Below are 22621 nucleotides of genomic sequence, written 5' to 3' on the forward strand. Positions count from 1 at the left end.
ATGAAAAAAGGCACATTCCGCTTTATAAGAGGATGGGGGGCGATATTTCCATAAAAATACTCATTGCCTCACGCTGGCTTTATTTATATAAATTGATTTATCTGTTTGTCATACAAGCGCATAAGTATAGAGGCAGAGCCCGCAATAATAAGGGCCGCCAGGGTTCAAGAGTCGCAGGCTCCCGCCCGGACGAAGCAAGGCTCAGGAACATCCGCTCACTCACTTTACCCTAGCAAAGGAGTCGGAATGCATGATACCACCCCGTTAATCTCCACAATGGCCGCAGGGCTGGTCCTTGCCTTTCTTTTGGGTATTTTGGCGCATCGTCTGCGTATTTCCCCTCTGGTCGGCTACCTGCTGGCGGGCGTTCTGCTGGGTCCTTTCACACCCGGTTTCGTTGCAGACACCAAACTGGCGCCGGAAATCGCCGAGCTAGGCGTGATTCTGTTGATGTTCGGCGTCGGCCTGCACTTCTCCCTGCGCGATTTGATGGCCGTTAAATCGATCGCCATCCCCGGCGCTATCGTCCAGATCGTCGTCGCGACGCTGCTCGGGCTAGGGCTTTCCTCGCTGCTGGGATGGAGCCTGCAAAGCGGGCTCGTGTTCGGGCTGTGCCTGTCCACCGCCAGCACCGTCGTGCTGCTGCGAGCGCTGGAAGAGCGACAGCTTATCGACAGTCAGCGCGGTCAAATTGCCATCGGATGGCTGATAGTGGAAGACCTGGCGATGGTGCTGACGCTGGTACTGCTGCCCGCCTTCAGCGATATGCTAGGTTCGGAAACGGCCAATACCAGCAAGCTACTCAAGGATCTGGCTTTCACGCTGGGTAAAGTCGTTGCCTTCATTACCTTGATGGTGGTCGTTGGCCGTCGACTGGTGCCCTGGGTGCTGGCGAAAAGCGCCAGCACCGGCTCCCGCGAGCTGTTCNCGCTGGCCGTGCTGGCGATGGCGCTGGGTATCGCCTTCGGCGCGGTCAAACTGTTCGATGTCTCCTTTGCTCTCGGCGCCTTCTTCGCCGGCGTCGTACTGAACGAATCCGAGCTAAGTCAGCGCGCCGCCCACGACACCCTGCCCTTGCGGGACGCCTTTGCCGTGCTGTTCTTCGTCTCCGTCGGCATGCTGTTCGACCCGATGATCCTGATTAACGAACCGCTTGCCGTCCTGTGTACGCTCCTAATCGTCGTCTTCGGCAAATCGCTGGCAGCCTTCGCCATTGTCAGGCTGTTCGGTCACTCCAAACGCACGGCGCTGACCATTTCCGTTAGCCTCGCGCAAATCGGCGAGTTCGCCTTTATTCTCGCGGGGCTGGGGATCTACCTCGGGCTGCTCACCGAAGACGGCCGCCACCTGGTGCTGGCCGGGGCTATTCTGTCCATCATGCTCAACCCGCTCTTGTTCTCGCTGCTGGAGCGCTATCTGGCCAAGAACGAGACCATCGAAGAACAGATTGTGGAAGAGGCCATCGAGGAGGAAAAACAGATCCCGGTGGACCTGTGCGACCACGCCTGCCTGGTGGGTTATGGCCGCGTCGGCAGCCTAATCGGCGCTCAGTTGCATGAGTCAGGCATACCGATGGTGGTGATTGAAACCTCCCGCGCGCGCGTCGACGCCCTGCGCGAACAGGGCATCAAAGCCGTATTGGGCAACGCCACCAAGCCCGAGATTATGGACATCGCCCGTCTCGACTGCGCACGCTGGCTGCTGCTGACCATTCCCAACGGCTATGAGGCCGGAGAAATCGTCGCGACCGCTCGCGCCCGCCGTCCGGATCTCGAGATCATCGCGCGCGCGCACTACGACGACGAAGTCAGCTATATCGCCGAACACGGCGCCGATCATGTGGTGATGGGAGAAAGGGAAATCGCAGACACCATGATTACCATGCTGAACATCACCCCGGATGTGCCCGCGAGGGAATGCCCGATTTAACGGACGGGATTTAGGCGTGGTAGCCCACGCCGACGCGGGCAGAGAGTAAAAAAAATGCCAGACTCAGTCTGGCATTTTTTATGTCCGTCTCACGAAGCCCTATTCCACGTCATCTGAAGCACTGACCAGCTGAGCTAACAGGTCGATATGCAACGGGTCGTCGTTAAGCGCAGGAATATAGTTAAACCGCTCGCCCCCCGCATGCAGGAAGATCTCCCGGTTTTCTCCCTGAATTTCCTCCAGCGTCTCCAGACAGTCGGAGGCGAATCCGGGACACATGATTTGAATATCCTTCACGCCCTGAGCGCCCAATGCCTGCATGGTTTCATCCGTATACGGCGTCAGCCAAGGTTCGCGTCCGAAACGCGACTGGAAGGTCATCATCACCTGGTCCTGAGGTAATCCCAGCGCTGCCGTCAGCGCCGCCGTCGTGGCGGCGCAGCGTAGCGGATAGTCATCGCCCTCATTAGCATAGCGCTGAGGAATACCGTGGAATGACATGACCAACCGTTCGGGCACGCCATGCTCGGCAAACGAGGTTTCTACGCTGTGCTTCAGCGCCGCGATATAAGCGGGATGTTCGGCGTAGTCACGGATAAAGCGGATGCCCGGCATCCGGCGAGTCGACTTCATAAGGTTAGCGAGGCCATCCCACACCGCGGCCGTCGTGGAACAGGAGTATTGCGGGTACAGCGGCAGGACGGTCAGAGACGTCACCCCCTGCGCCATCAGGCTATCCAGCGCCGAACGCAGACTGGGAGTACCGTAACTCATCCCCAGCGCCACCGGCGTGCCGGACAGGCGCTCAGCCAACGCTTTTTCCTGACGGCGGCTGAAGACTAAAAGCGGCGATCCGCCCTCCATCCATACGGACTGATACAGTTTGGCCACACGCGGCGAGCGGAACGGCAGGATAGCACCGCGCAGGATTAGCGCCCACAGCAAGGGATTCACATCGACAACGCGCCTGTCGCTGAGGAATTCGGCCAGATAGCGCTTCACCGCCTGGGGGGTGGGCGCATCAGGCGTGCCCAAATTAACCAACAGCACGCCGCGTTTTTCTTCTTTCATTGATGCTTTCCTCATTCCGACGGCGGCCTAAAGTTCCGCCATTCATTCTGGATCAGGCGCTTATTGTAGCTAAAAAACCAGTCTGTAATGGCACCGGTAGCGAGGTTCGTGCCGATATCAGCAATCGCCGGAAGCAATGCCGACAAAATGGACGCCGCAGCCCAAGGGCCAACAGCTAACGACAGACGTAAAAAATGCCAGAGCAAGTCTGGCATTTTTATCTTTTCATCATCGCCTTTGCGGGCGAGCGCTCTTAACCCAGAATGCGTGCCAGCTCCGCGCTGATTTCGCTCACGCTGCGGGTACCATTCAGTTTGTGGTACTGAGTATGGCCGGCATCGGCTTCTTTCTGGTAGTAGCTGACCAGCGGGGCGGTCTGCTGATGGTACTCGACCAGACGTTTGCGTACGGTCTCTTCCTGATCATCTTTACGGATCGTCAGATCTTCACCGGTGACGTCGTCTTTGCCTTCAACCCGCGGCGGATTGAATTTGACGTGGTAAACACGGCCTGACGCCGCGTGTACACGACGACCGACGATGCGTTCGACGATCAGCTCGTCCGGTACGGCGAACTCCAGCACGTAGTCCACATTGATGCCGGCGTCTTTCATGGCATCGGCCTGAGGGATGGTGCGCGGGAATCCGTCGAGCAGGAAGCCATTGCGGCAATCGTCCTGTGCGATGCGTTCTTTGACCAGGGCAATGACCAACTCATCGGTCACCAGTTTACCCGCATCCATGATCTCTTTGGCCTGTTTACCCAGTTCGCTGCCGGCTTTCACCGCAGCGCGCAGCATGTCACCCGTGGAAATCTGCGGAATGCCATACTTTTCCATGATGAACTGAGCCTGAGTGCCTTTGCCTGCGCCCGGAGCGCCCAGCAGAATAATACGCATCGCGTAGATCCCCTCGAAAATTTGAACAAAATTGAAAAAACGCTAAACCATACCATTCCGTCTCGCCATCCTCAAGGAACTGGCTCGGTTCAGCCATCATCCTGACGGAAATAAACGGCGGTCGCGCCTGCAAAAAAAAGCCCCGGAGAACCGGGGCGGGAAAGAAAAGAGATTATGCCGTCAGCAGCTGATTCATACGACGGATGAACTGGTTAGGATCTTCTAGCGTGCCGCGTTCAGCAAACAGCGCCTGATCCAACAGCAGCTCAACCCACTCGCCGAACTGGGCGTCATCAGTGGTGTCGGAAGCGCGTTTGACCAGCGCATGATCCGGATTCAGTTCGAAGATGTATTTCACTTCCGGGGCCTGTTGGCCGGCGGCGGCAAACAGCTTCGCCATCTGCGTTCCCATTTCGTCAGCCCCGGTAGTGACGATAGCCGGGGTATCGGTCAGACGATGCGTCAGACGCACCTCTTTCACGCGATCGCCCAGCAGCGTTTTCACGCGGTCGACGAACGGCTCCAGCGCTTTTTCCGCTTCTTTCTGGCTTTCGTCGGCATCATCCGCCAGCTTGTCCAACGCTTCATCGGCCTTGCTGACGGACTGGAAGGATTTACCGTCGAACTCGGTCAGGTAGCTCATCATCCATTCGTCGATGCGATCGGACAGCAGCAACACTTCAATGCCTTTCTTGCGGAACAGTTCCAGATGTGGACTGCTCTTGGCGGCGGCGTAGCTGTCGGCGGTGATGTAATAGATCTTGTCCTGACCTTCAACCATACGGCTGACATAGTCTTCCAGCGAGACGGTCTGCGCCGCGCTATCGGTATGGGTAGAGGCAAAGCGCAGCAGTTTAGCGATAGTTTCTCGGTTGCCGCCATCTTCCGCCGGCCCCTCTTTCAGGACCTGACCGAACTGCTGCCAAACCGTCTGATATTTTTCGCTGTCGGTTTTCGCCAGATGTTCCAGCATTTGCAATACGCGTTTGGTCAGCGCGGTACGCAGGCTGTGAGTGACGCGGTTGTCTTGCAGGATCTCACGCGATACGTTCAGCGGCAGATCGTTGGAGTCAATGAGACCGCGTACGAAGCGCAGGTAGTTCGGCATAAACTGTTCCGCATCGTCCATGATGAACACGCGCTGAACGTAGAGTTTCAGACCGTGCTTATGGTCGCGGTTCCACATATCCCATGGCGCCTGAGAAGGGATGTACAGCAGGCTGGTGTACTCCTGCTTCCCTTCCACGCGGTTGTGGCTCCAGGTCAGTGGGTCGGCGAAGTCGTGAGAGATATGTTTATAGAACTCGACATACTCTTCGTCGCTGATGTCGGATTTATTACGCGTCCACAGCGCCTGCGCCTTGTTGATCTTTTCCCAGGAAACGGTTTTTTCCCCGCCCTCTTCTTCGCTTTCCGTTTCGGTCTGAATTTCTACCGGCAGGGCGATGTGGTCGGAGTATTTGCTGATGATGGAGCGTACACGCCACGTATCGAGGAATTCGTCTTCGCCTTCACGCAGGTGCAGCGTAATTTCAGTACCGCGTTCCGGCTTGTCGATGTCGGCAATGGTGTAGTCGCCTTCGCCGGCAGACTCCCAGAAAACGCCCTGATCGGCGCTGGCGCCAGCGGCGCGAGTACGCACGGTGACTTTATCCGCGACGATAAACGCGGAGTAAAAGCCCACGCCGAACTGGCCGATCAGCTGGCTGTCTTTTACCTGATCGGAACCCAGTGATTCCAGAAATGCTTTGGTGCCGGATTTGGCGATAGTACCAAGATTTTCAATCACGTCTTCGCGAGACATCCCGATACCGTTATCGGAGATGGTCAGCGTGCGCTTTTCTTTGTCGGTGGAGACGCGTACACGCAGGTCCCCGTCGCCTTCATATAAATCAGGCGTCGACAGCGCGCGAAAACGCAGTTTATCCGCCGCGTCAGACGCATTGGAGATCAATTCACGCAGGAACACTTCCTTATTGGAATACAGTGAATGGATCATCAGGTGCAGTAATTGCTTCACTTCAGACTGGAAGCCGCGGGTCTCTTGGCCTTTCATACTCATTATGACTTACCTCAAAACGTGTTTTATTCAGGCTGTTTTATTGTCAGATAAGCTACAGGTGGGGTCAGGTGCCGAGATTTCAAGTGGGACTGATAGCGCTCGCGGGCGAAAAACGAGGAATAAAGNGCGACTGCCGATTTTTTCGGCAGCCAGAGAGTCAGAACTTGAACGGGNGACGTCCTGCCAGTGAATGCGACAGCGTCGTACCGTCCACCATCTCCAATTCACCCCCGACCGGCACGCCGTGGGCGATGCGGCTAGCCATCACGCCATGCTCGGCGCACAGCTCGGCGATGTAGTTCGCCGTGGCGTCGCCTTCAACCGTCGGGTTGGTCGCCAGAATCACCTCCTGGATGCTTTCCGTTTCCAGGCGCTCTTCCAGCCGACCCAAGCCAATATCATCCGGACCAATGCCGTCCAGCGGCGAAAGATGTCCCATCAAGACAAAGTAGCGGCCGGCGAACTGACCGGTTTGCTCGATGGCATGAATATCGGCCGGACTTTCCACCACGCAGATAAGGCCGTTTTCCTGACGACGGGCGTTTGCGCAGATGTTGCAGACGCCCTGTTCCGTAAAGGTACGGCAGTCTTCGCAGTGGCCAATTTCAGACATGGCGCGGGTCAGCGACTGCGCCAGTTTCATCCCGCCGCTTCGATCGCGTTGCAGCAGATGAAAGGCCATTCGCTGGGCAGATTTAGGCCCCACGCCGGGTAAACAGCGCAGGGATTCCATCAGTGATTCAAGAAGCGGACTGGTTTGCATCAGAACGGCATCTTGAAGCCTGGCGGCAGTTGCATCCCGCCGGAAACCGCCGCCATCTTCTCTTTCTGCGTTTCCGCAATGCGGCGCGCCGCATCGTTGAACGCAGCCGCGATTAAATCTTCCAGCATGTCTTTATCATCTTCGAGCAGGCTGGGGTCCAGCTCAACACGGCGGCAATTGTGCGCGCCGTTAATGGTGACTTTAACCAGCCCGGCACCAGATTCGCCAGTCACTTCCACATTGGCAATTTCTTCCTGGGCCTGCTGCATTTTTTCCTGCATCTGCTGAGCTTGCTTCATCAGATTGCCTAAACCGCCTTTACCAAACATATCGTTCTCTCTATCACTCGGGCTGCTACAGCAGCAGTTAAACGGGTCGGATACTGTCTTCATCCAATTCCGCGTCGAAGAATCGCCGCAGCGTCTGAATGTTATTATCCGTCAGGATCGACTGACGCGCCTGCGCCAGTTTTTCTTCGTAAATGGCCTGTCGCCACTCCAGCGGCGTCCGAACCGCAGGGTTATCGTCTTCTGCGATCGTCAGCGCGATATCGCGCCCGTGATACGCCGATAGCGCAGACACCAGTGCCTGCTGCGCCGCGCTGGTGTTCAGGTGACGTTGAGAGGATCGCAGATGCAGATGAATCTCGCTATCCGTCGGCCTCTCTCTGAACGCGTTCAGCGCTAGCTGCTGCNCCAGTTTCGGCAGCGTCAGATGGTCGATTTCAGCCGCCCNCTCATCGCGTGTTTTGGCTTCTTCCGCCAACCGGGCGACCAGCTCCGGCGTTTTTTCGTGTTCTAATGCGGAACGCAGCGCCTTGGGCGTCGCCACTTCCGCTTTTTGTTCCTGTGGAACCGTATTCTGCGCCTTCCAGCGGTAGGCTTCCGGCTTCTTCGGTTCACGCTTTTCTTCCGCCTTTGACGCCATCCGCTGCTGACCGCGCTCGCTCACAGAGGCCAGTCGTTCCAGCGCTGACGTTCCCGGCCGCGTTTTTCCTGACGCTGCCGGTTCAGACTTTTTTGGCGGAGACGTTCCCTGTTTCTGCAATAGTTGGCTGCGCGCCTGCAACAACTGCGCGGTCGTGTCCGGTAAATGGCTCGCCGTTTGCGGAGCGGACTCCGGCGGCCGTGGTGGTTCCGCCTGCTGAGGAGGCGCTTGAGGCGCCTCGTCGGACGGCGCAGCCGCGGACTGCCGCACCGGCGTGTTCGTCGGCGCCTGTGGAGCGACTATCGGCGCAGCGACGGTAACGGGCGTAGGCGCATCAATGACCTGGCGAGGATGAAACGCCAGCGCGCGCAGCAACGTCATTTCCACGCCCATTCGCGGATCGGGCGCATAAGCCAGCTCTTTGCGGCCAATCAACAAGGTTTGATAATAGAGCTGCACTTCAGCAGGCGGGACGGCGCGAGCCAGATCCCGCAGGCGTGGCGCTACGCTGCTGTATTCATCGCCCAGCGCCGAAGGCAGCATTTGCACCATGGCGACGCGGTGCAGCAAGGTGAGCGTTTCCACCAACAGCGATTCCCAATCCACGCCGCGCGACGCGGCTTGTTGCAGCAAGGTCATCACCTGCGCGCTGTCGGCTTTCACCAACGCCTCTATCAACGCCAGCGGCTGCTCGTCGTCCAGCGTTCCCAGCATCTGACTGNCCGTTTCAGTCGTGACCTGCCCCTGACCAATGGCGATAGCCTGGTCGGCCAGCGAGAGCGCATCACGCAGGCTGCCTTCCGCCGCACGCGCCAGCAGTTGCAGCGCACGCGCCTCAGCGGGCAACTGCTCTTCCTGCAAGACGTGCTGCAAATGGGCGCGGATCTGCTCCGCATCCAATGCTTTGAGATGGAACTGCAGGCAGCGCGACAGAATAGTCACTGGAAGCTTTTGGGGGTCTGTGGTCGCCAGCAGGAATTTAACGTGCGACGGCGGCTCTTCCAGCGTTTTGAGTAGTGCGTTGAAGCTGTGGCGGGAAAGCATGTGCACTTCATCGATGAGGTACACCTTGAAGCGGCCCCGCGCCGGCGCATATTGCACGTTATCCAGTAAGTCGCGAGTATCTTCGACTTTGGTGCGGGAAGCAGCATCGATCTCGATCAGATCGACGAAGCGGCCTTGCTCAATTTCGAGACAGTTCTCGCATTTACCGCAGGGCGTTGCCGTGATGCCAGCCTCACAGTTCAGTCCTTTCGCCAGCAGACGCGCGATAGTGGTTTTCCCCACCCCACGGGTGCCGGAAAACAGATAGGCATGGTGAATTCGGCCTAGGGAAAGACCATTAGCCAGCGCGGCCAGGACATGTTCCTGACCGACGACATCGGCAAAGGTTTGAGGGCGCCACTTACGGGCAAGAACCTGATAGCTCATCAATACCGCAACAGTTGAGTTATTGAGGNGGTGATGCTAACACAGTCTCGCCGCCGTCGGCGAGACTGATGTGCTTAATGACCGGGGAAGTCGACCAGGCTGAAACACTGTACGCCCATGGCTTCCAGGCGCTGCTGACCACCAAGGTCAAACAGGTTGATGACAAAGGCTGCGTCAGTGACCTCGCCGCCTAAACGACGGATCAATTTCACCGTCGCTTCGACTGTGCCGCCGGTCGCCAGCAGATCGTCGATAACCAGCACTTTATCGCCGGCAGTAATGGAGTCTTCGTGGATTTCCAGCGTGTCGGTGCCGTATTCCAGCTCATAGCTTTCGCATAGCGTTTTACGCGGCAATTTTCCTGGTTTGCGCACCGGTACGAAGCCTACGTTCATTGCCAGCGCCACCGGCGCACCGAACAGAAAGCCACGCGCTTCAGTTCCAACGACTTTGGTGATGCCAGCATGACGATAACGCTCTGCCAGGAGGGAAATGCTGGCCGCGTAGGCCTGCGGATTTTCCAACAGGCTCGTGACGTCACGGAACAGTATGCCCGGCTTTGGGTAGTCGGGAACGCTCTTGATACTGTTTTTAATTAATTCTGGCTGTGTTACGGTCATAATCCTGTGCCTGATAAAACAATCTGTTCAGTGAATAACGGACGCCCGTTGTCGCTCTGGCGGCCATCACGCGCCCTTCGCCGGGAAAGGAGTAGAGGTGGGACGCGCACGAAAACGCTCAAATCTAGTCAAACTGACTGACAAATGCAACAGCCCAGCACCCGGTCGCTCACTTTTATTGCTCCCGATCAACCACCGGCAGCCGCAACATAAAGATGAGCAGGCAGGCCATCACCACCAATAATAATCCCCGCACCCACGGAATATTGACCATCCATATCGATAAGGCGAAGGNGGCGACGATCACCACGAGCGCTTTGACTTTGACGCCCGGCGGCAAAGCCCGATGCTGCTGCCAATGTCGCAGATAGCCGCCGAACCACGAACGATGCAGCAGCCAGTAGTGAAAACGCGGCGACGATCGGGCGAAGCACCAGGCGGCCAACAGCAGAAACGGCGTGGTGGGCAAAAGCGGAAGCACGACGCCCAGCGTAGCCAGCACGACGGCAATCCATCCCAACACGATCAAGACCACACGATACATACACCACACTCCCGCTAGTAGATGTCGCCGAACCCTTGCCCATACATAGTAACGGGTGTAACACTGATTTGACCATCGCGGAACAGGATCGCAAATGCCGTCAAAGCAGGTATCATGGCGTCACGTTTAACCCACCGTCGTTCCGTGCTTAATTCATGTTCGATCGCGCTATTCTTACCCCAATCTATCAATTTTTGACGGCTGAAACGCCTGACGAGTGGGTTATCGAGGCACAAAAAGCCGATAATCTACCGACCCTTTTGCGCGACCACGCGCTGTGCGAACTGAAAGCGGCGCAAAACGCGGCGCATCTCCTGCGGCGCTACGCCGTGGATGAGTCCGGCCAGCGACAGCTGATGGACTGGCTCATGCCATATGAAAACTTCGCTTACCATGACCGCAGTAACTTTGCCGAACTGGAAGCGAAAAACCCAGTATCCAAGCAGATAAGTATTCGAACGGGCTGCCGCTATGGGCAGGATATGATCGACAAGATGGTGTTGTTGATAAAAGAAGAGCTGCACCATTTTCATCAGGTGCTGGAAATAATGGCCTCTCTGGGGATTGTCTATCAGCGCCTGCCTGCCAGCCGATATGCGAAAGGTATGCTTCGACACGTGATGACGCATGAGCCGAATATGCTGGTTGATAAGCTGATTATCGGCGCATTTATTGAGGCCCGATCCTGCGAACGCTTTGCTAAACTGGCCCCATATTTGGACTCGCAATTACAGAAGTTTTATCTCTCCCTGCTGAGGTCTGAGGCCCGTCACTATCAGGACTATCTTGCGCTGGCCAAGCAAATTGCCGACCGAGACATTTTACCGAGGATCGCGTTCTTTGCGGAGATTGAGGCTAACCTGATCGTTTCGCCCGATGACGATTTCAAATTTCATAGCGGCAAGCCCCGTGTCGACGGCCCCCCACCGCTTTGATTCACCGCACAATGACTGAGGCAACCGAATGAGCACCTCGACGCTGTTGCAAGCGCTAGACCATCAGATCGCCAGCCTGGCCGAACAAATAGCGCCGGTTATAGGGATGACGACAGCCCGATCCCGTTTCGACCGCCAGCTGTTTGGCTGTTATGGCACACGCTTCGGCGACTATCTGGCCGAAGTGAAACAAAATCATCAGCACCTGCAGCAATATGTCGCCGAAAATCGCACCGACCGAGTGGCTTTTATGGCAGAAAAACTGCTGGCTCAGATTACGGCGCTACAGCGTGAACTAGGTACCTGGAAAATGCGGCAGCAGAGCCCCTCCGCCCCAACGCCGCCCGATCTCTACCACAAGTTGGCCGAGCATCAAGGCTATGAACGACGTTTGATAGCGATGATTCAGGATCGGGAAAGTTTACTTATCCAGCAAACTGCGTTTGACGAAAAACAGCGGTTGCAACAAGAGTTGGCGGCGCTGGAAGGCCGGCTGGCGCGCTGTCGACAGGCGCTTACGCGTTTGGAACGTCAAATTGAAAGGCGGGAACAAGGTTCCTAAAAACTCGTTGCTCGCGGTGATATCTGCTATATCTACACGCTGATTCCGAGCGAACGGGAAGGTGAACCCCTATGTCACTGGAAAATGCAGCTCCCGAAGTCAAACTGGCGGTGGATCTCATTATGTTGCTTGAGACCAACCAGATTGACCCTGAGGTGGTACTCGCCGCACTCGACATTGTGCGTAAGGACTATCTGCACAAGACCCAAGGACAGGGCGATCTCTCAACCGATTAGCGGTTGTTCAGCCGGAACAGACGTTTTAAACGTTTGTTCCGGCGATTCCCGTTGTCGAAACTTACAGGTGCGATGGATTGTCCGGCAGCTGACGCGACACCTCTTTCNCTTCCTTTCCCTGCTCATTATGCAAATACACTTCCAGCTGATTGAAAGCGATATTGATGTCATTTTCCCGACAGAGTCGGTCGATCGCGCGGTTCAGCTCATCCNCCGTGTAGCTGCGATCGCGTAGCTCGCGCACATACAGTCTCAGCTCATGATTGAGGGTGCTGGCGCCGAACGCGAGGAAAAACACCTGCGGCTCCGGATCGGTCATCACACGGGGGTTCTCACGCGCGGCCTGCAGCAAGACGGATTTCACCTTATCGAGATCGGACCCATAAGCCACGCCGATACTGATGATCACACGCGTAATCGTGTCCGACAGCGACCAGTTGATCAGACGTTCCGTCACAAAAGCCTTGTTGGGAATGATCACCTCTTTACGGTCAAAATCCGTAATCGTCGTCGCTCGAATTCTGATCTTGCTGACCGTTCCCGAAAACGTACCGATGGTGATCGTATCGCCGATACGCACGGGGCGTTCGAATAGGATGATCAGACCGGAGACGAAGTTGGCGAAGATCTCCTGCAAACCGAATCCGAGCCCGACGGACAACGCCGCGACCAGCCACTGTAGTTTGTCCCACGATACGCCGAGCGAGCTGAGGGCAGTCACCGCGCCGACGGACGTAATCAGGTAGGTCAGGATCGTCGTGATGGCATAGGAGGTCCCCTGCCGCAGCTGCAGTCGCGAAAGCACCAAGACTTCCAACAGCCCCGGCAAGTTGCGGGTCATGACGTAGGCAATCACAATCACCGCCAGCGACAGCAGCAGGTTGCCGAGCGTTACCGCTTGCAGGACGTTGCTGCCGCCCACGGATGCGTTGTAATGCCACAGCGTGACGCTATCGAGATAGGAGAACACCGTCACCAAGTCCGCCCATATCCCATAAATCGCCCCGCAGAAGATCATCACCAGGACCATGGTGGTCAATCGCAACGATTGCTGGCTGATTTGTTCCAACGCCAGCGGCGCTTCAGGTACCGGTTCGCTCCCTTCAGCGCCCTCTTTCACCACGTTCTGCCGTCTGGCCAGCGCACGGCGATAGGCCAGACGTCGGGCGGCGACGCTCAGTCCGCGGATCGTCGCCATGTAGACCACGTTCCATACGATCAGCAGATACAAGCTTTCGATCCAACGACCGGACAGGCGCAATGTCGTATAGAAGTAACCACTCAACATCAGCACGATCAAAAAAGGCGGCATCAGCGCGATGGCCGTCACAACGATCAGACGCATCGTATGGCGGTCCTTGTCACGCCAGCTATCCCGGCAAAGCGGAAAGACCAGCACCGACAGCAGCACCAAGTTGAGGACGATCACCAATTGCCCGATAACGTCGTCCACCAGATACAACGGGATCTGTTCGCCGATAACAGACCAAAAAATCAGCGGCAGCAGCGCACATCCCAGTCGCAGCGTTTGCCTGCGATAGTGCGCGCTTAACGAAGGCGCTAAGTTGAAATGCCGTTCGAACATGCCCTCCGGCTTCAAGCCCTGCCAGGCAAGCCCGAAGACGAGCCAGAACAGCGCCAGATCCTGACTCAGCAGCCACGCAAATTCGCCGAGTTGCCCCCCGGCGCGCTCCAGCCACAGCCCCACACATATCAATATAAGCGTGCCGGGCAACACTTTAATCAGCAATAGCAGAATCGTCTGGGGAGTATGGAGCTGGCTGTCGCGTTTGAGCTGTCCGACGTCTTTGGACAATTTGTCGAGATAATGGTCGATAGATTTTCGACGCCAGAAGATCAGCCCCACCAGCAGCATCGCCGGAACAACATAAAGCAAGGACCGTAAAGCCCCCTGAACAAACTGTTCCGATTTGACTGCGATATGGATGCCGTGCAGCTGCTGTTTAAGCGAGGACGGAAATTCTTTCAGCCAGCTCCAGTCCATCGGCTTGTTGCTGTTAACCCAGAAGATCTGCTGAGTCAGCGTTCTTTGCAGCGAGGCATTCACGCTGCCGAGCTGCTGTCGGTTGATTTGCAGGTTGATTGCGAGCATGAGCTGGTTGCCGAGCTGCTTGTTCAACTGGTCGAGCAACTCCCGGCGCATGTCCAGAATCTGCTCCAGCGCGTCGGTCACTTCGCTGTTGGAGACCGTATTGTTGCGCGCCAGCAGCTTCTGGATATATTCATCGCCGCGAAACAGCTCATCGCGCTGCTGGTTGATGTCGAACTGCTCCAGGCGCAGATCGGCGATCTGCGTGCTCATGTCACTCAGTTCATCTGCCGAAGGGAGGTTTTGCTGCTGCTGATACAAGATGCGTGACAATAACAGGCTGCCTTTAAGTACGGTGACCTGCTCTTTCAGATTACGCTCGGACTGCGTGGCGCGATCCAACCAGTTTTTGACCTGAATGCTTTGCTGCACCAGCGTATTTCCGGCTTCGGTCGCGGCAATCAACCGCTGACTGAGCTGACGGTTGATCTCCATTTCCGTCTTAACCAGGGGGTTTTCCTGAATGCGTTGCAGCTCGCCGGATGTCTGAGCCTCTTTGGCCGTTTTCTCTGACAGGTTAAGACGTTTGTGGCTGACCACATTTTGCAGCGCCTGTACCATGCGTTCTTGCTGATTAATCTGAGCCGCAGTGTAGTCACGCTGCTTTTGCAACAGATCCTGAAGCGTCGTGTTCACTTCCAGACTTTTGCGCTGTTGCTCCATCTGAGCGCTTAACAGGGCCTGTTCCGTCAATAGCAACGTTTGCTGGCTCGGACGCAACGTCGCCTGTTCCGGGTCCAGACCATTGAGCTGATTGCGTAGCTGCTGACTGCGCTGCGATGCCGTCAGCATGGCGCTCTGTACTCTTTCCGGCTGCGTCTGCAGCGAAATCAGCTGACTATTGTAATTAGACAGGTTTTCCTGCGCCGACTGCAGGCCAGCCAGCGTATCATTTAACCGCGACTCCAACTGTTTGATAGATAAGGATTCGAGGGTAGAAAGAGAGACTTCCGACGACGAAGTCAGGGCCGCCAAATCATCGCTCGTCTGCCGTAGCTTGGCCGGGGCTTGTGCCGCCTGAAGTTTTAACTGAGCGGTTTCCTGCTTAACCCTGTCTATCGCGTCCAGCACGTCAAGCGTTTTGGTGTAATCCTCTATAACCAGCTTATCGGCCGGAGATTGGCTTTTTTGTTTATTCAGAGTGTCGAGGCGGTTTTGAATATCGCTTCGGGTCGGCAAATCATTTGTCAGCGCCAACGCTGGCGCGCTTACGGCCAGCGCCAGACACATCGTTAGAAGAAGTGCCGACAGCGAGCGCAGGGCGGAATCCGACACGCGGGAAAAAGAGGCGTAAAAATGGCGCAAAATAGAGAAGCTGGAACTCATGACACATCATCGTATAAGCGGAGATATGCCAAGTTTATCACGCCTCGGTCGAGCCGAGATATGTGAATCCGTGGGGAAGCGTAACGGTATTTACGATCTATAAACAATTTTCAGGTCGATAAACCTGACGCATCGCAGGGCTGAAACGCAGCATATCAATGAGGCCATCGACTAAAAATGGCGCTTCGTGACTCAATGCGAAGCTTTCCGGCATAAATAACCAGTTTTCCATCACGCCAGATAGGTAGGCGCGCAGCGCAATCGCCGCCCGATGGGCATCAATATCCTCAGGCAGCTTGCCGGAGTGAATGCAGCGCCCCAACAAAACGTCCACTTTATTGTAACAATCAAGATGGATTTCTTTGCGTCCGTGGCAGGTCGAGCGAATTTCGCCGCTAAACTCGCATTTATGGAAAATAATCTCCATCATCGCGCGCCAATCGCCGTCACACTCGATCTGCTTCAGCATATAAATAAGGACTTCCCGCATAACATGAAGTGGATCATCCGGAAATTTTGCATGATACTCAGTTTCAAACTCGGTCATTTTTGTTTCTGAACGCGCCCAGATTTCTGCAAACAGTTCGGCTTTGTTTCTGAAATGCCAGTAAATAGCACCTCGTGTTACACCCGCAGCGACCGCAATGTCGGACAATGACGTCGCAGAGACACCGTGCTCGGAGAAGAGGCGTAGTGCCGTCTCCATAATGTGCTGGCGGGTTTCCTCAGCCTGTTTTTTGGTTTTTCGTGCCATAGCATTATTTTAACTGAAAGGTGTGATTTACATACATTCGTGTATGTATGTAACATAGCATGAACTGAATATTATCGCAGCAATGGGTTTGGGCTTGTCATCCATTGATCAATTTTCGAATCGGAATCTTGAGGTTTATTTTATGAATAAAAACAGAAGGCTTTTGCCTCTGGCGGCGGTGCTAATGCTTTCTGGCGGCTTAGTTCTCACTGGATGTGATAATAAGGATGAAAACCAAGGCAATGCGGCAGGAAACCCGCCAGCGGTAGATATTGTCACCATAAAAGCACAACCTCTGAATATCATCACCGAACTGCCGGGACGCACCAATTCTTACCGGGTGGCAGAAGTCCGTCCTCAGGTCGGCGGCATTATCCTCAAGCGTAATTTCGTGGAAGGCGGCGACGTCCAGGCCGGCGTATCACTGTACCAAATCGACCCTGCGCCTTATCAGGCACAGCTTAATAGCGCGAAAGGCACGCTGGCGGAAGCGCAGGCGAACGCCGAAGTCGCGCGTTTGACCGTCAACCGTTACAAACCGCTGTTAGGCACTAACTACATCAGCAAGCAGGATTATGATCAGGCCGTCGCGACTTCCCGTCAGGCCGACGCAACGGTCGTTTCCGGCAAAGCCGCCGTAGACTCCGCCCAAATCAATCTCGATTACACCAAAGTCACTGCCCCGATTTCAGGCCGCATTGGTAAGTCCACGGTCACTGAAGGCGCCTTGGTTTCCAGCGCTCAAACGACCGCGCTCACCACCATTCAGCAACTTGACCCCATTTATGTGGACGTGACGCAGTCCAGCAACGATTTTCTGCGGCTCAAGAATGATTTGAACAGTGGCACTATTCAGGCGACCAACGGTAAAGCCAACGTCCGTCTGTTGCTAGAAAACGGTACCGAATACGATCAGCAGGGTACGCTGGAGTTCTCCGACGTCACTGTCGATGAAACGACCGGTTCCATCACTCTACGCGCCATCTTCCCGAACCCTTCACACAACCTGCTGCCCGGTATGTTCGTTCGTGCGCGTCTGGATGCCGGCGTGAATCAAAACGCGATTCTGGTTCCTCAGGAAGGCGTGACCCGCACTCCGCGCGGCGATGCTTCCGCATTGGTTGTGGGTGAAGGGGATAAAGTTGAAGTCCGTTCGGTCACCACGGCTCAGGCCATTGGCGACAAGTGGGTGGTGACTTCAGGCATTAAACCTGGCGATCGCGTGATTGTTTCCGGCTTGCAAAAGATTAAACCCGGTATCGTGGTGACAGCGCAGGAAGTCAAATCTGACAGCACTCAGCAGCCTCAAACTCAACCCGCCAAGTCTTAACAGGAGCCGGTAATCAATGGCTAAGTTTTTTATAGATCGCCCCATCTTCGCATGGGTCATTGCCATTATGGTGATGCTGACCGGGCTATTGGCGATAACGCAGTTGCCGGTAGCCCAGTATCCGAGCATTGCGCCACCGTCGGTTGAAGTGACAGCCTCTTATCCGGGCGCTGACGCCAAAACGGTGCAGGATACAGTCACCCAGGTCATCGAACAGAACATGAGCGGCATCGATAATCTGCTGTACATGTCATCGAACAGCGACTCGTCCGGTAACGCTCAAATCACGTTAACCTTTGACTCCAAAGCTAATCCTGACATCGCGCAGGTACAGGTGCAGAACAAGCTGCAGCTCGCCATGCCGCTTTTGCCGCAGGAAGTTCAGCAGCAAGGCGTCAGCGTACAGAAGTCCAGCAGCAGCTTTCTGATGGTAATTGGTTTCATCAGCGATGATAAAAACACCACCCAACAGGATATTGCGGACTACGTCGGCTCCAGCGNCAAAGACCCCATCAGCCGCGTCACCGGTGTCGGTGACACTCAGCTGTTTGGTGCCCAGTACGCCATGCGTATCTGGCTTGACCCCAATAAACTGACCAATTATCAGATGACCACGTCAGACGTGGTTTCAGCGATTACGGTGCAGAACACGCAGATTGCCGCCGGTCAGTTAGGCGGGACGCCGCCAGTGCCGGGACAAAAACTGAACTCGTCAATTATCGCTCAGACAAGACTTAATAATACCGAACAGTTCGGCAATATCCTGATCCGCGTAAACCAGGACGGTTCGCAGGTTCGGCTGAAAGACGTCGCCCGAATCGAACTGGGGGGTGAGGACTACAGCGTCGTGGCTCGTTATAACGGCCAGCCGGCTTCCGGCCTCGGCATCAAACTGGCAACCGGGGCTAATGCGCTGGATACGGCCAACGCCGTTAAAGCCGAGTTAGCTAAGCTGCAGGCGCAGTTTCCTTCGGGTTTGAAAGTGGTCTATCCGTACGACACCACTCCGTTCGTTAAGATTTCTATTAACGAAGTGGTGAAAACGCTGATTGAAGCTATCGTGCTGGTATTTCTGGTTATGTATCTGTTCCTGCAGAACTTCCGTGCGACGCTCATCCCGACCATCGCGGTACCGGTCGTCTTGCTGGGGACGTTCGCCATCCTCTCGGCATTTGGCTACTCCATTAATACCCTGACCATGTTCGCCATGGTGTTGGCGATCGGTCTTCTGGTGGATGACGCCATCGTCGTCGTAGAAAACGTCGAACGTGTCATGGCGGAAGAAGGACTATCACCAAAAGAAGCAACGCGAAAATCCATGGGGCAAATTCAGGGCGCTCTGGTGGGGATCGCGCTTGTGCTATCCGCCGTATTTGTGCCGATGGCCTTCTCCGGCGGTTCTACCGGCGCCATTTACCGTCAGTTCTCGGTCACCATCGTATCTTCCATGGTGCTGTCCGTCCTGGTGGCATTAATCTTGACCCCAGCCCTGTGCGCCACACTGCTTAAACCTGTTGATAATCAAGGTCACGGCAAAACCAAAGGCTTCTTCGGCTGGTTCAACCGTCTTTTTGAAAAGAGTACGCATCACTACACCGATAGCGTTGCCAACATTCTGCGCAGTACCGGTCGCTATGTCCTGATTTACCTGCTGCTGGTCGTTGGACTCGGTCTGATGTTCTTGCGTCTGCCCAGTTCGTTCCTGCCCCAGGAAGATCAGGGCGTGCTGCTCACCATGGTGCAACTGCCTGTCGGCTCCACGCAGGAAAGTACCCAAAAAGTGCTGGATCAAGTGGATTCGTACTACCTGAATAATGAAAAGGACAACGTGAACTCCGTCTTTACCGTCAACGGTTTCGGATTCGCCGGACGCGGGCAGAACATGGGGATAGCCTTCGCCAGCCTGAAAGATTGGGATGAACGTAGCGGAGCGGCCAATAAGGTCGATGCTATCGCCGGCCGAGCTTACGCCGCCTTCTCGCAGATAAAAGAAGGATTGGTCATTCCGTTCAACATCCCCGCCATCGTTGAGCTGGGTACCGCCAGCGGCTTCGACTTCCAGCTGGTTGACCAGGGAAATTTGGGCCATGACAAGCTGATGCAGGCTCGTAACCAGCTGTTAGGGTTGGTCGCGCAGCACTCGGATACGCTGGTGAGCGTGCGTCCGAACGGCATGGAAGATACACCGCAATATCGTCTGGATATCGACCAGGAGAAAGCGCTTGCTCTGGGCGTTACGCTGGATGAAATCAATTCGACGCTGGCGACCGCGCTGGGGGGTAGTTACGTCAACGACTTCATCGACCGCGGTCGGGTGAAAAAAGTCTACGTTCAGGCGGATGCGAAATTCCGTATGCTGCCCGGCGATATTCAGAACTGGTATGTCCGCGGTACTGCTGGGCAAATGGTTCCATTCTCCGCCTTCGGCTCGGCACACTGGGAATATGGTTCACCTCGTCTGGAACGTTACAACGGCTTACCCTCCATGGAGATTCTGGGGGAGGCCGCGCCAGGAAAAAGTACGGGTGAAGCAATGGCGCTGATGGAAGAGCTGGCTTCGCAGTTGCCTGAGGGGATCAACTTTGACTGGACGGGCATGTCTTACCAGGAACGTCTGGCAGGAAACCAGGCGCCAGCGCTGATTGTTATTTCCGCCATCGTCGTATTCTTGTGTCTTGCCGCACTGTACGAAAGTTGGTCTATTCCCTTCTCCGTCATGCTCGTCGTACCGCTCGGAATTCTGGGGGCAGTTGTTGCAGCCAGCATGCGCGGGTTGGAAAACGACGTGTATTTCAAGGTGGGAATGCTCACCACTATTGGGCTATCCGCCAAAAACGCCATCTTGATCGTGGAGTTTGCGAAAGACCTAATGGAAAAAGAAGGAAAAGGCTTGGTGGAAGCAACGCTCGATGCCGTACGGATGCGTTTGCGCCCCATTCTGATGACCTCACTGGCCTTTATTTTGGGTGTCGTGCCGCTGGTTATCAGCTCAGGCGCTGGCTCCGGCGCGCAGAACGCGGTGGGGACTGGGGTCATGGGCGGGATGTTGACCGCCACCATTTTGGCTATCTATTTCGTGCCCGTCTTTTATGTCGTCGTCAGCCGACGCTTCAGTAAAAAGAAAGGCGCTGAGAATACGGAACATCAGCCAGACCAGCACTAATCCACATCTTGAAGTTTCAATAGGCCGCTCAAGCGGCCTATTTTTTTCTCTCAACTCATCCATTCATGCAAACCACAGTTGATCGTCGAATAAAAAAAGCGCAGAATAAATGTTATGTTATAACATAAACTATAGGTGTGTTATGAAATCCAATATACATCCCCACTACCGTACCGTGCTTTTCCACGACACCAGCGCAAATACGTTCTATACCGTAGGATCAACAATCGCGACGGAAAGAACTCATGAATATGAGGGGAACATTTATCCCTATGTCACCATTGAAGTTTCTGCAGCCTCACATCCCTACTACACCGGCAAGCAGAAAGAGTATTCAAAAGAGGGAAGCGCAGCACGCTTTCAAAAAAGATTCGGCCATTTTCTAAAATCTTAGAGACGGGAGAAATGCTATATGCAGGTATTAAGCTCACTAAGCAGCGCCAAAAAACGCCACAAGGATTGTATCGTCGTTAAACGGCGAGGCAGAATTTACGTTATTTGTAAAAGCCATCCTCGCTTTAATGCAGTTCAAGGCCGGAAAAAGAAAAAACACTAATGAATAACTCATCGGACCTTTACGCCGACCTCAATAAACAAACAATTAAGCCTGAAAGAACTTTTCTTACTCCTTCGGATTTAAACAGGTTTTAACACTTAGGTAACTCACTGACTGTTAATGATTCGGCGTATTGCACTCTATCACCTTTAAAAGCGGTTTGGCTTTTGACCGCTATAGGGGAGCATCCTCCCCTATCCCACCTACCGTTCAGTCAACACCTTTGAGATTGAGTGATGCTATTTTTGTTACATTTTATATGGATACCTTACATTCGATTCTGGAAAAACTAATTACCATAGTAAATGTAGTACGTTTAAAAAGAGACGCTTAATAGTCCTGTATCCCAATTAATACATTACAAAATTTGAACGATGAGTTCGATAGCAGCAATTACGACAGAAAATGTCCGCGCAGTGCGAACCTAGGTGTTCTTTGCTATAGTTGATGCAGAATGACTTTTACATTGATGTGAGGACATTCTTTACATTCACCGTGTTATCCTTGGTTGGTCTATTTGAGGACAGCGGAGTGTAATCTCTCTTATGCAATTCATCACGTTACCTGCTAAAGCAGGAGTAAACCCTAAGTAAGACTGAACCATGGCTTAACGGAGGGATTGAAATGGATGAGTACTCACCTAAACATTATGATATTGCCCAACTCAGATTCTTGTGTGAGAATCTGCGCGACGAAAGTATCGCGACGCTAGGTGACAGCAATCACGGCTGGGTGAATGATCCGACCTCCGCAATAAATCTTCAGCTCAATGAGCTTATTGAGCATATTGCGGCCTTTATTGGCACCTATAAAATTAAATACCCGGATGATGAAGAGTTGTACATGCGGGTTGAAAAATATTTAGACGATACTTATATTCTTTTCAGTAATTACGGCATTAATGATGCCGAGCTGCGGAGATGGCAAAAGTCTAAGTCACAATTATTCAGAATGCTCTCAGAAAAGAGCAGCTATGCAACAGTAAGAACTTAAGCAATTATTTGCCTTATACTTATTTTAACCCAGGAAAATTCATAAAGGTTATTATGAAAAAAATAGATTACTTGATGCGTTTGCGCAAATGCACAACCATTGACACTCTCGAACGAGTTATTGAAAAAAACAAGTATGAACTCTCTAACGATGAGTTAGAAATGTTCTATTCTGCGGCAGACCACCGTCTGGCCGAGCTGACCATGAATAAGCTCTACGACAAAGTCCCTACCGCTGTATGGAAATACGTACGTTAATACGTATTAATCCTCTAGCGTTGAGCTAAAAGTACATTGAGCCGATATCATGATCGGCCTTTGTCTTATTAGAAAAATTAAGCAATATGCTAAAACGAGTAACAACGTATATGTACATATTTCCGCCTTAATTCATCAGAGATGACTGGGTCCT

The 22621-nt window shown here is 54.3% G+C and carries 20 protein-coding genes; 10 read left to right on the top strand and 10 right to left on the bottom strand.

Features of this window, described 5'->3' with window-relative positions:
- Positions 1-246: 246 nt before the first annotated feature.
- The gene (gene ybaL, locus RZ35_RS08000) at positions 247-1929 is read left to right on the top strand and encodes a YbaL family putative K(+) efflux transporter (protein WP_026742832.1); all 1683 of its coding nucleotides are present in this window, start codon (positions 247-249) and stop codon (positions 1927-1929) included.
- Positions 1930-2028: 99 nt separating this feature from the next.
- Here the strand turns inward: ybaL and hemH are convergent, their stop codons facing one another.
- The 8 genes from hemH to RZ35_RS08045 form a co-directional block, all read right to left on the bottom strand.
- On the bottom strand, positions 2029-3000 hold the full coding sequence (gene hemH / locus RZ35_RS08005; RefSeq protein WP_026742833.1) for a ferrochelatase: 972 nt from the start codon (positions 2998-3000) through the stop codon (positions 2029-2031).
- 253 nt (positions 3001-3253) lie between these two features.
- Positions 3254-3898 (bottom strand): adenylate kinase, encoded by a 645-nt coding sequence (gene adk, locus RZ35_RS08015; protein WP_026742835.1) that lies wholly within the window; start codon positions 3896-3898, stop codon positions 3254-3256.
- A 172-nt stretch (positions 3899-4070) separates the two neighbouring features.
- Positions 4071-5954 (bottom strand): molecular chaperone HtpG, encoded by a 1884-nt coding sequence (htpG, locus tag RZ35_RS08020; protein ID WP_026742836.1) that lies wholly within the window; start codon positions 5952-5954, stop codon positions 4071-4073.
- A 163-nt stretch (positions 5955-6117) separates the two neighbouring features.
- A complete protein-coding gene (gene recR / locus RZ35_RS08025) occupies positions 6118-6723 on the bottom strand; it encodes a recombination mediator RecR (RefSeq protein WP_026742837.1) in 606 nt (201 codons plus the stop codon).
- Positions 6723-7052 (bottom strand): YbaB/EbfC family nucleoid-associated protein, encoded by a 330-nt coding sequence (locus tag RZ35_RS08030; protein ID WP_026742838.1) that lies wholly within the window; start codon positions 7050-7052, stop codon positions 6723-6725. The genes recR and RZ35_RS08030 overlap by 1 nt, the downstream gene beginning before the upstream one ends.
- A 37-nt stretch (positions 7053-7089) precedes the next feature.
- Entirely contained in the window at positions 7090-9081 is a 1992-nt protein-coding gene (gene dnaX / locus RZ35_RS08035; protein ID WP_026742839.1) for a DNA polymerase III subunit gamma/tau, read from the bottom strand.
- 74 nt (positions 9082-9155) lie between these two features.
- The gene (apt, locus tag RZ35_RS08040) at positions 9156-9701 is read right to left on the bottom strand and encodes an adenine phosphoribosyltransferase (protein WP_026742840.1); all 546 of its coding nucleotides are present in this window, start codon (positions 9699-9701) and stop codon (positions 9156-9158) included.
- A gap of 175 nt (positions 9702-9876) precedes the next feature.
- A complete protein-coding gene (locus RZ35_RS08045; RefSeq protein WP_026742841.1) occupies positions 9877-10245 on the bottom strand; it encodes a DUF454 family protein in 369 nt (122 codons plus the stop codon).
- Between the two features lie 155 nt (positions 10246-10400).
- Between RZ35_RS08045 and miaE the strand changes: the two genes are divergently transcribed.
- From miaE to rsmS, 3 genes are all read left to right on the top strand, one after another.
- Positions 10401-11180 carry a tRNA isopentenyl-2-thiomethyl-A-37 hydroxylase MiaE gene (gene miaE / locus RZ35_RS08050; RefSeq protein WP_026742842.1) on the top strand — a complete coding sequence of 260 codons (780 nt, stop codon included), beginning with the start codon at positions 10401-10403 and terminating at the stop codon, positions 11178-11180.
- Positions 11181-11208: 28 nt separating this feature from the next.
- Positions 11209-11742 carry a primosomal replication protein PriC gene (priC, locus tag RZ35_RS08055; RefSeq protein ID WP_026742843.1) on the top strand — a complete coding sequence of 178 codons (534 nt, stop codon included), beginning with the start codon at positions 11209-11211 and terminating at the stop codon, positions 11740-11742.
- 71 nt (positions 11743-11813) lie between these two features.
- Positions 11814-11978 carry a pleiotropic regulatory protein RsmS gene (gene rsmS, locus RZ35_RS17315; RefSeq protein ID WP_071999776.1) on the top strand — a complete coding sequence of 55 codons (165 nt, stop codon included), beginning with the start codon at positions 11814-11816 and terminating at the stop codon, positions 11976-11978.
- 61 nt (positions 11979-12039) lie between these two features.
- Here the strand turns inward: rsmS and mscK are convergent, their stop codons facing one another.
- Positions 12040-15318: a mechanosensitive channel MscK gene (gene mscK, locus RZ35_RS08060; RefSeq protein WP_036152997.1), complete on the bottom strand. Its 3279-nt coding sequence runs from the start codon at positions 15316-15318 to the stop codon at positions 12040-12042.
- A 193-nt stretch (positions 15319-15511) separates the two neighbouring features.
- Entirely contained in the window at positions 15512-16168 is a 657-nt protein-coding gene (gene acrR, locus RZ35_RS08065; RefSeq protein ID WP_026742845.1) for a multidrug efflux transporter transcriptional repressor AcrR, read from the bottom strand.
- A gap of 142 nt (positions 16169-16310) precedes the next feature.
- Here acrR and RZ35_RS08070 point away from each other — a divergent pair, with 142 nt between their 5' ends.
- The 6 genes from RZ35_RS08070 to RZ35_RS08085 all read left to right on the top strand — a co-directional run bounded on the left by RZ35_RS08070 (position 16311) and on the right by RZ35_RS08085 (position 22467).
- Positions 16311-17498: an efflux RND transporter periplasmic adaptor subunit gene (locus RZ35_RS08070; RefSeq protein WP_026742846.1), complete on the top strand. Its 1188-nt coding sequence runs from the start codon at positions 16311-16313 to the stop codon at positions 17496-17498.
- Between the two features lie 16 nt (positions 17499-17514).
- On the top strand, positions 17515-20661 hold the full coding sequence (locus RZ35_RS08075) for an efflux RND transporter permease subunit (RefSeq protein WP_026742847.1): 3147 nt from the start codon (positions 17515-17517) through the stop codon (positions 20659-20661).
- A 142-nt stretch (positions 20662-20803) separates the two neighbouring features.
- Positions 20804-21055, top strand: a complete 252-nt coding sequence (locus RZ35_RS17320; protein ID WP_071999777.1) for a type B 50S ribosomal protein L31 — start codon at positions 20804-20806, stop codon at positions 21053-21055.
- An 18-nt stretch (positions 21056-21073) separates the two neighbouring features.
- The gene (gene ykgO / locus RZ35_RS17325) at positions 21074-21217 is read left to right on the top strand and encodes a type B 50S ribosomal protein L36 (protein WP_071999778.1); all 144 of its coding nucleotides are present in this window, start codon (positions 21074-21076) and stop codon (positions 21215-21217) included.
- A 624-nt stretch (positions 21218-21841) separates the two neighbouring features.
- Positions 21842-22210 carry an Hha toxicity modulator TomB gene (gene tomB, locus RZ35_RS08080; protein ID WP_026738849.1) on the top strand — a complete coding sequence of 123 codons (369 nt, stop codon included), beginning with the start codon at positions 21842-21844 and terminating at the stop codon, positions 22208-22210.
- Positions 22211-22263: 53 nt separating this feature from the next.
- Positions 22264-22467: an HHA domain-containing protein gene (locus tag RZ35_RS08085; RefSeq protein WP_009114000.1), complete on the top strand. Its 204-nt coding sequence runs from the start codon at positions 22264-22266 to the stop codon at positions 22465-22467.
- Positions 22468-22621 lie beyond the last annotated feature (154 nt).

Source organism: Lonsdalea quercina subsp. quercina, from assembly GCF_000688655.1.
Taxonomy (GTDB): domain Bacteria; phylum Pseudomonadota; class Gammaproteobacteria; order Enterobacterales; family Enterobacteriaceae; genus Lonsdalea; species Lonsdalea quercina.

Bases quoted from the DNA above. Each gene is read 5' to 3' on its own strand.
- hemH (WP_026742833.1), bottom strand. From the start codon at position 3,000: ATGAAAGAAGAAAAACGCGGCGTGCTGTTGGTTAATTTGGGCACGCCT.
- adk (WP_026742835.1), bottom strand. From the start codon at position 3,898: ATGCGTATTATTCTGCTGGGCGCTCCGGGCGCAGGCAAAGGCACTCAG.
- htpG (WP_026742836.1), bottom strand. From the start codon at position 5,954: ATGAAAGGCCAAGAGACCCGCGGCTTCCAGTCTGAAGTGAAGCAATTA.
- RZ35_RS08030 (WP_026742838.1), bottom strand. From the start codon at position 7,052: ATGTTTGGTAAAGGCGGTTTAGGCAATCTGATGAAGCAAGCTCAGCAG.
- apt (WP_026742840.1), bottom strand. From the start codon at position 9,701: ATGACCGTAACACAGCCAGAATTAATTAAAAACAGTATCAAGAGCGTT.
- miaE (WP_026742842.1), top strand. From the start codon at position 10,401: ATGTTCGATCGCGCTATTCTTACCCCAATCTATCAATTTTTGACGGCT.
- priC (WP_026742843.1), top strand. From the start codon at position 11,209: ATGAGCACCTCGACGCTGTTGCAAGCGCTAGACCATCAGATCGCCAGC.
- rsmS (WP_071999776.1), top strand. From the start codon at position 11,814: ATGTCACTGGAAAATGCAGCTCCCGAAGTCAAACTGGCGGTGGATCTC.
- acrR (WP_026742845.1), bottom strand. From the start codon at position 16,168: ATGGCACGAAAAACCAAAAAACAGGCTGAGGAAACCCGCCAGCACATT.
- RZ35_RS08070 (WP_026742846.1), top strand. From the start codon at position 16,311: ATGAATAAAAACAGAAGGCTTTTGCCTCTGGCGGCGGTGCTAATGCTT.
- RZ35_RS17320 (WP_071999777.1), top strand. From the start codon at position 20,804: ATGAAATCCAATATACATCCCCACTACCGTACCGTGCTTTTCCACGAC.
- ykgO (WP_071999778.1), top strand. From the start codon at position 21,074: ATGCAGGTATTAAGCTCACTAAGCAGCGCCAAAAAACGCCACAAGGAT.
- tomB (WP_026738849.1), top strand. From the start codon at position 21,842: ATGGATGAGTACTCACCTAAACATTATGATATTGCCCAACTCAGATTC.
- RZ35_RS08085 (WP_009114000.1), top strand. From the start codon at position 22,264: ATGAAAAAAATAGATTACTTGATGCGTTTGCGCAAATGCACAACCATT.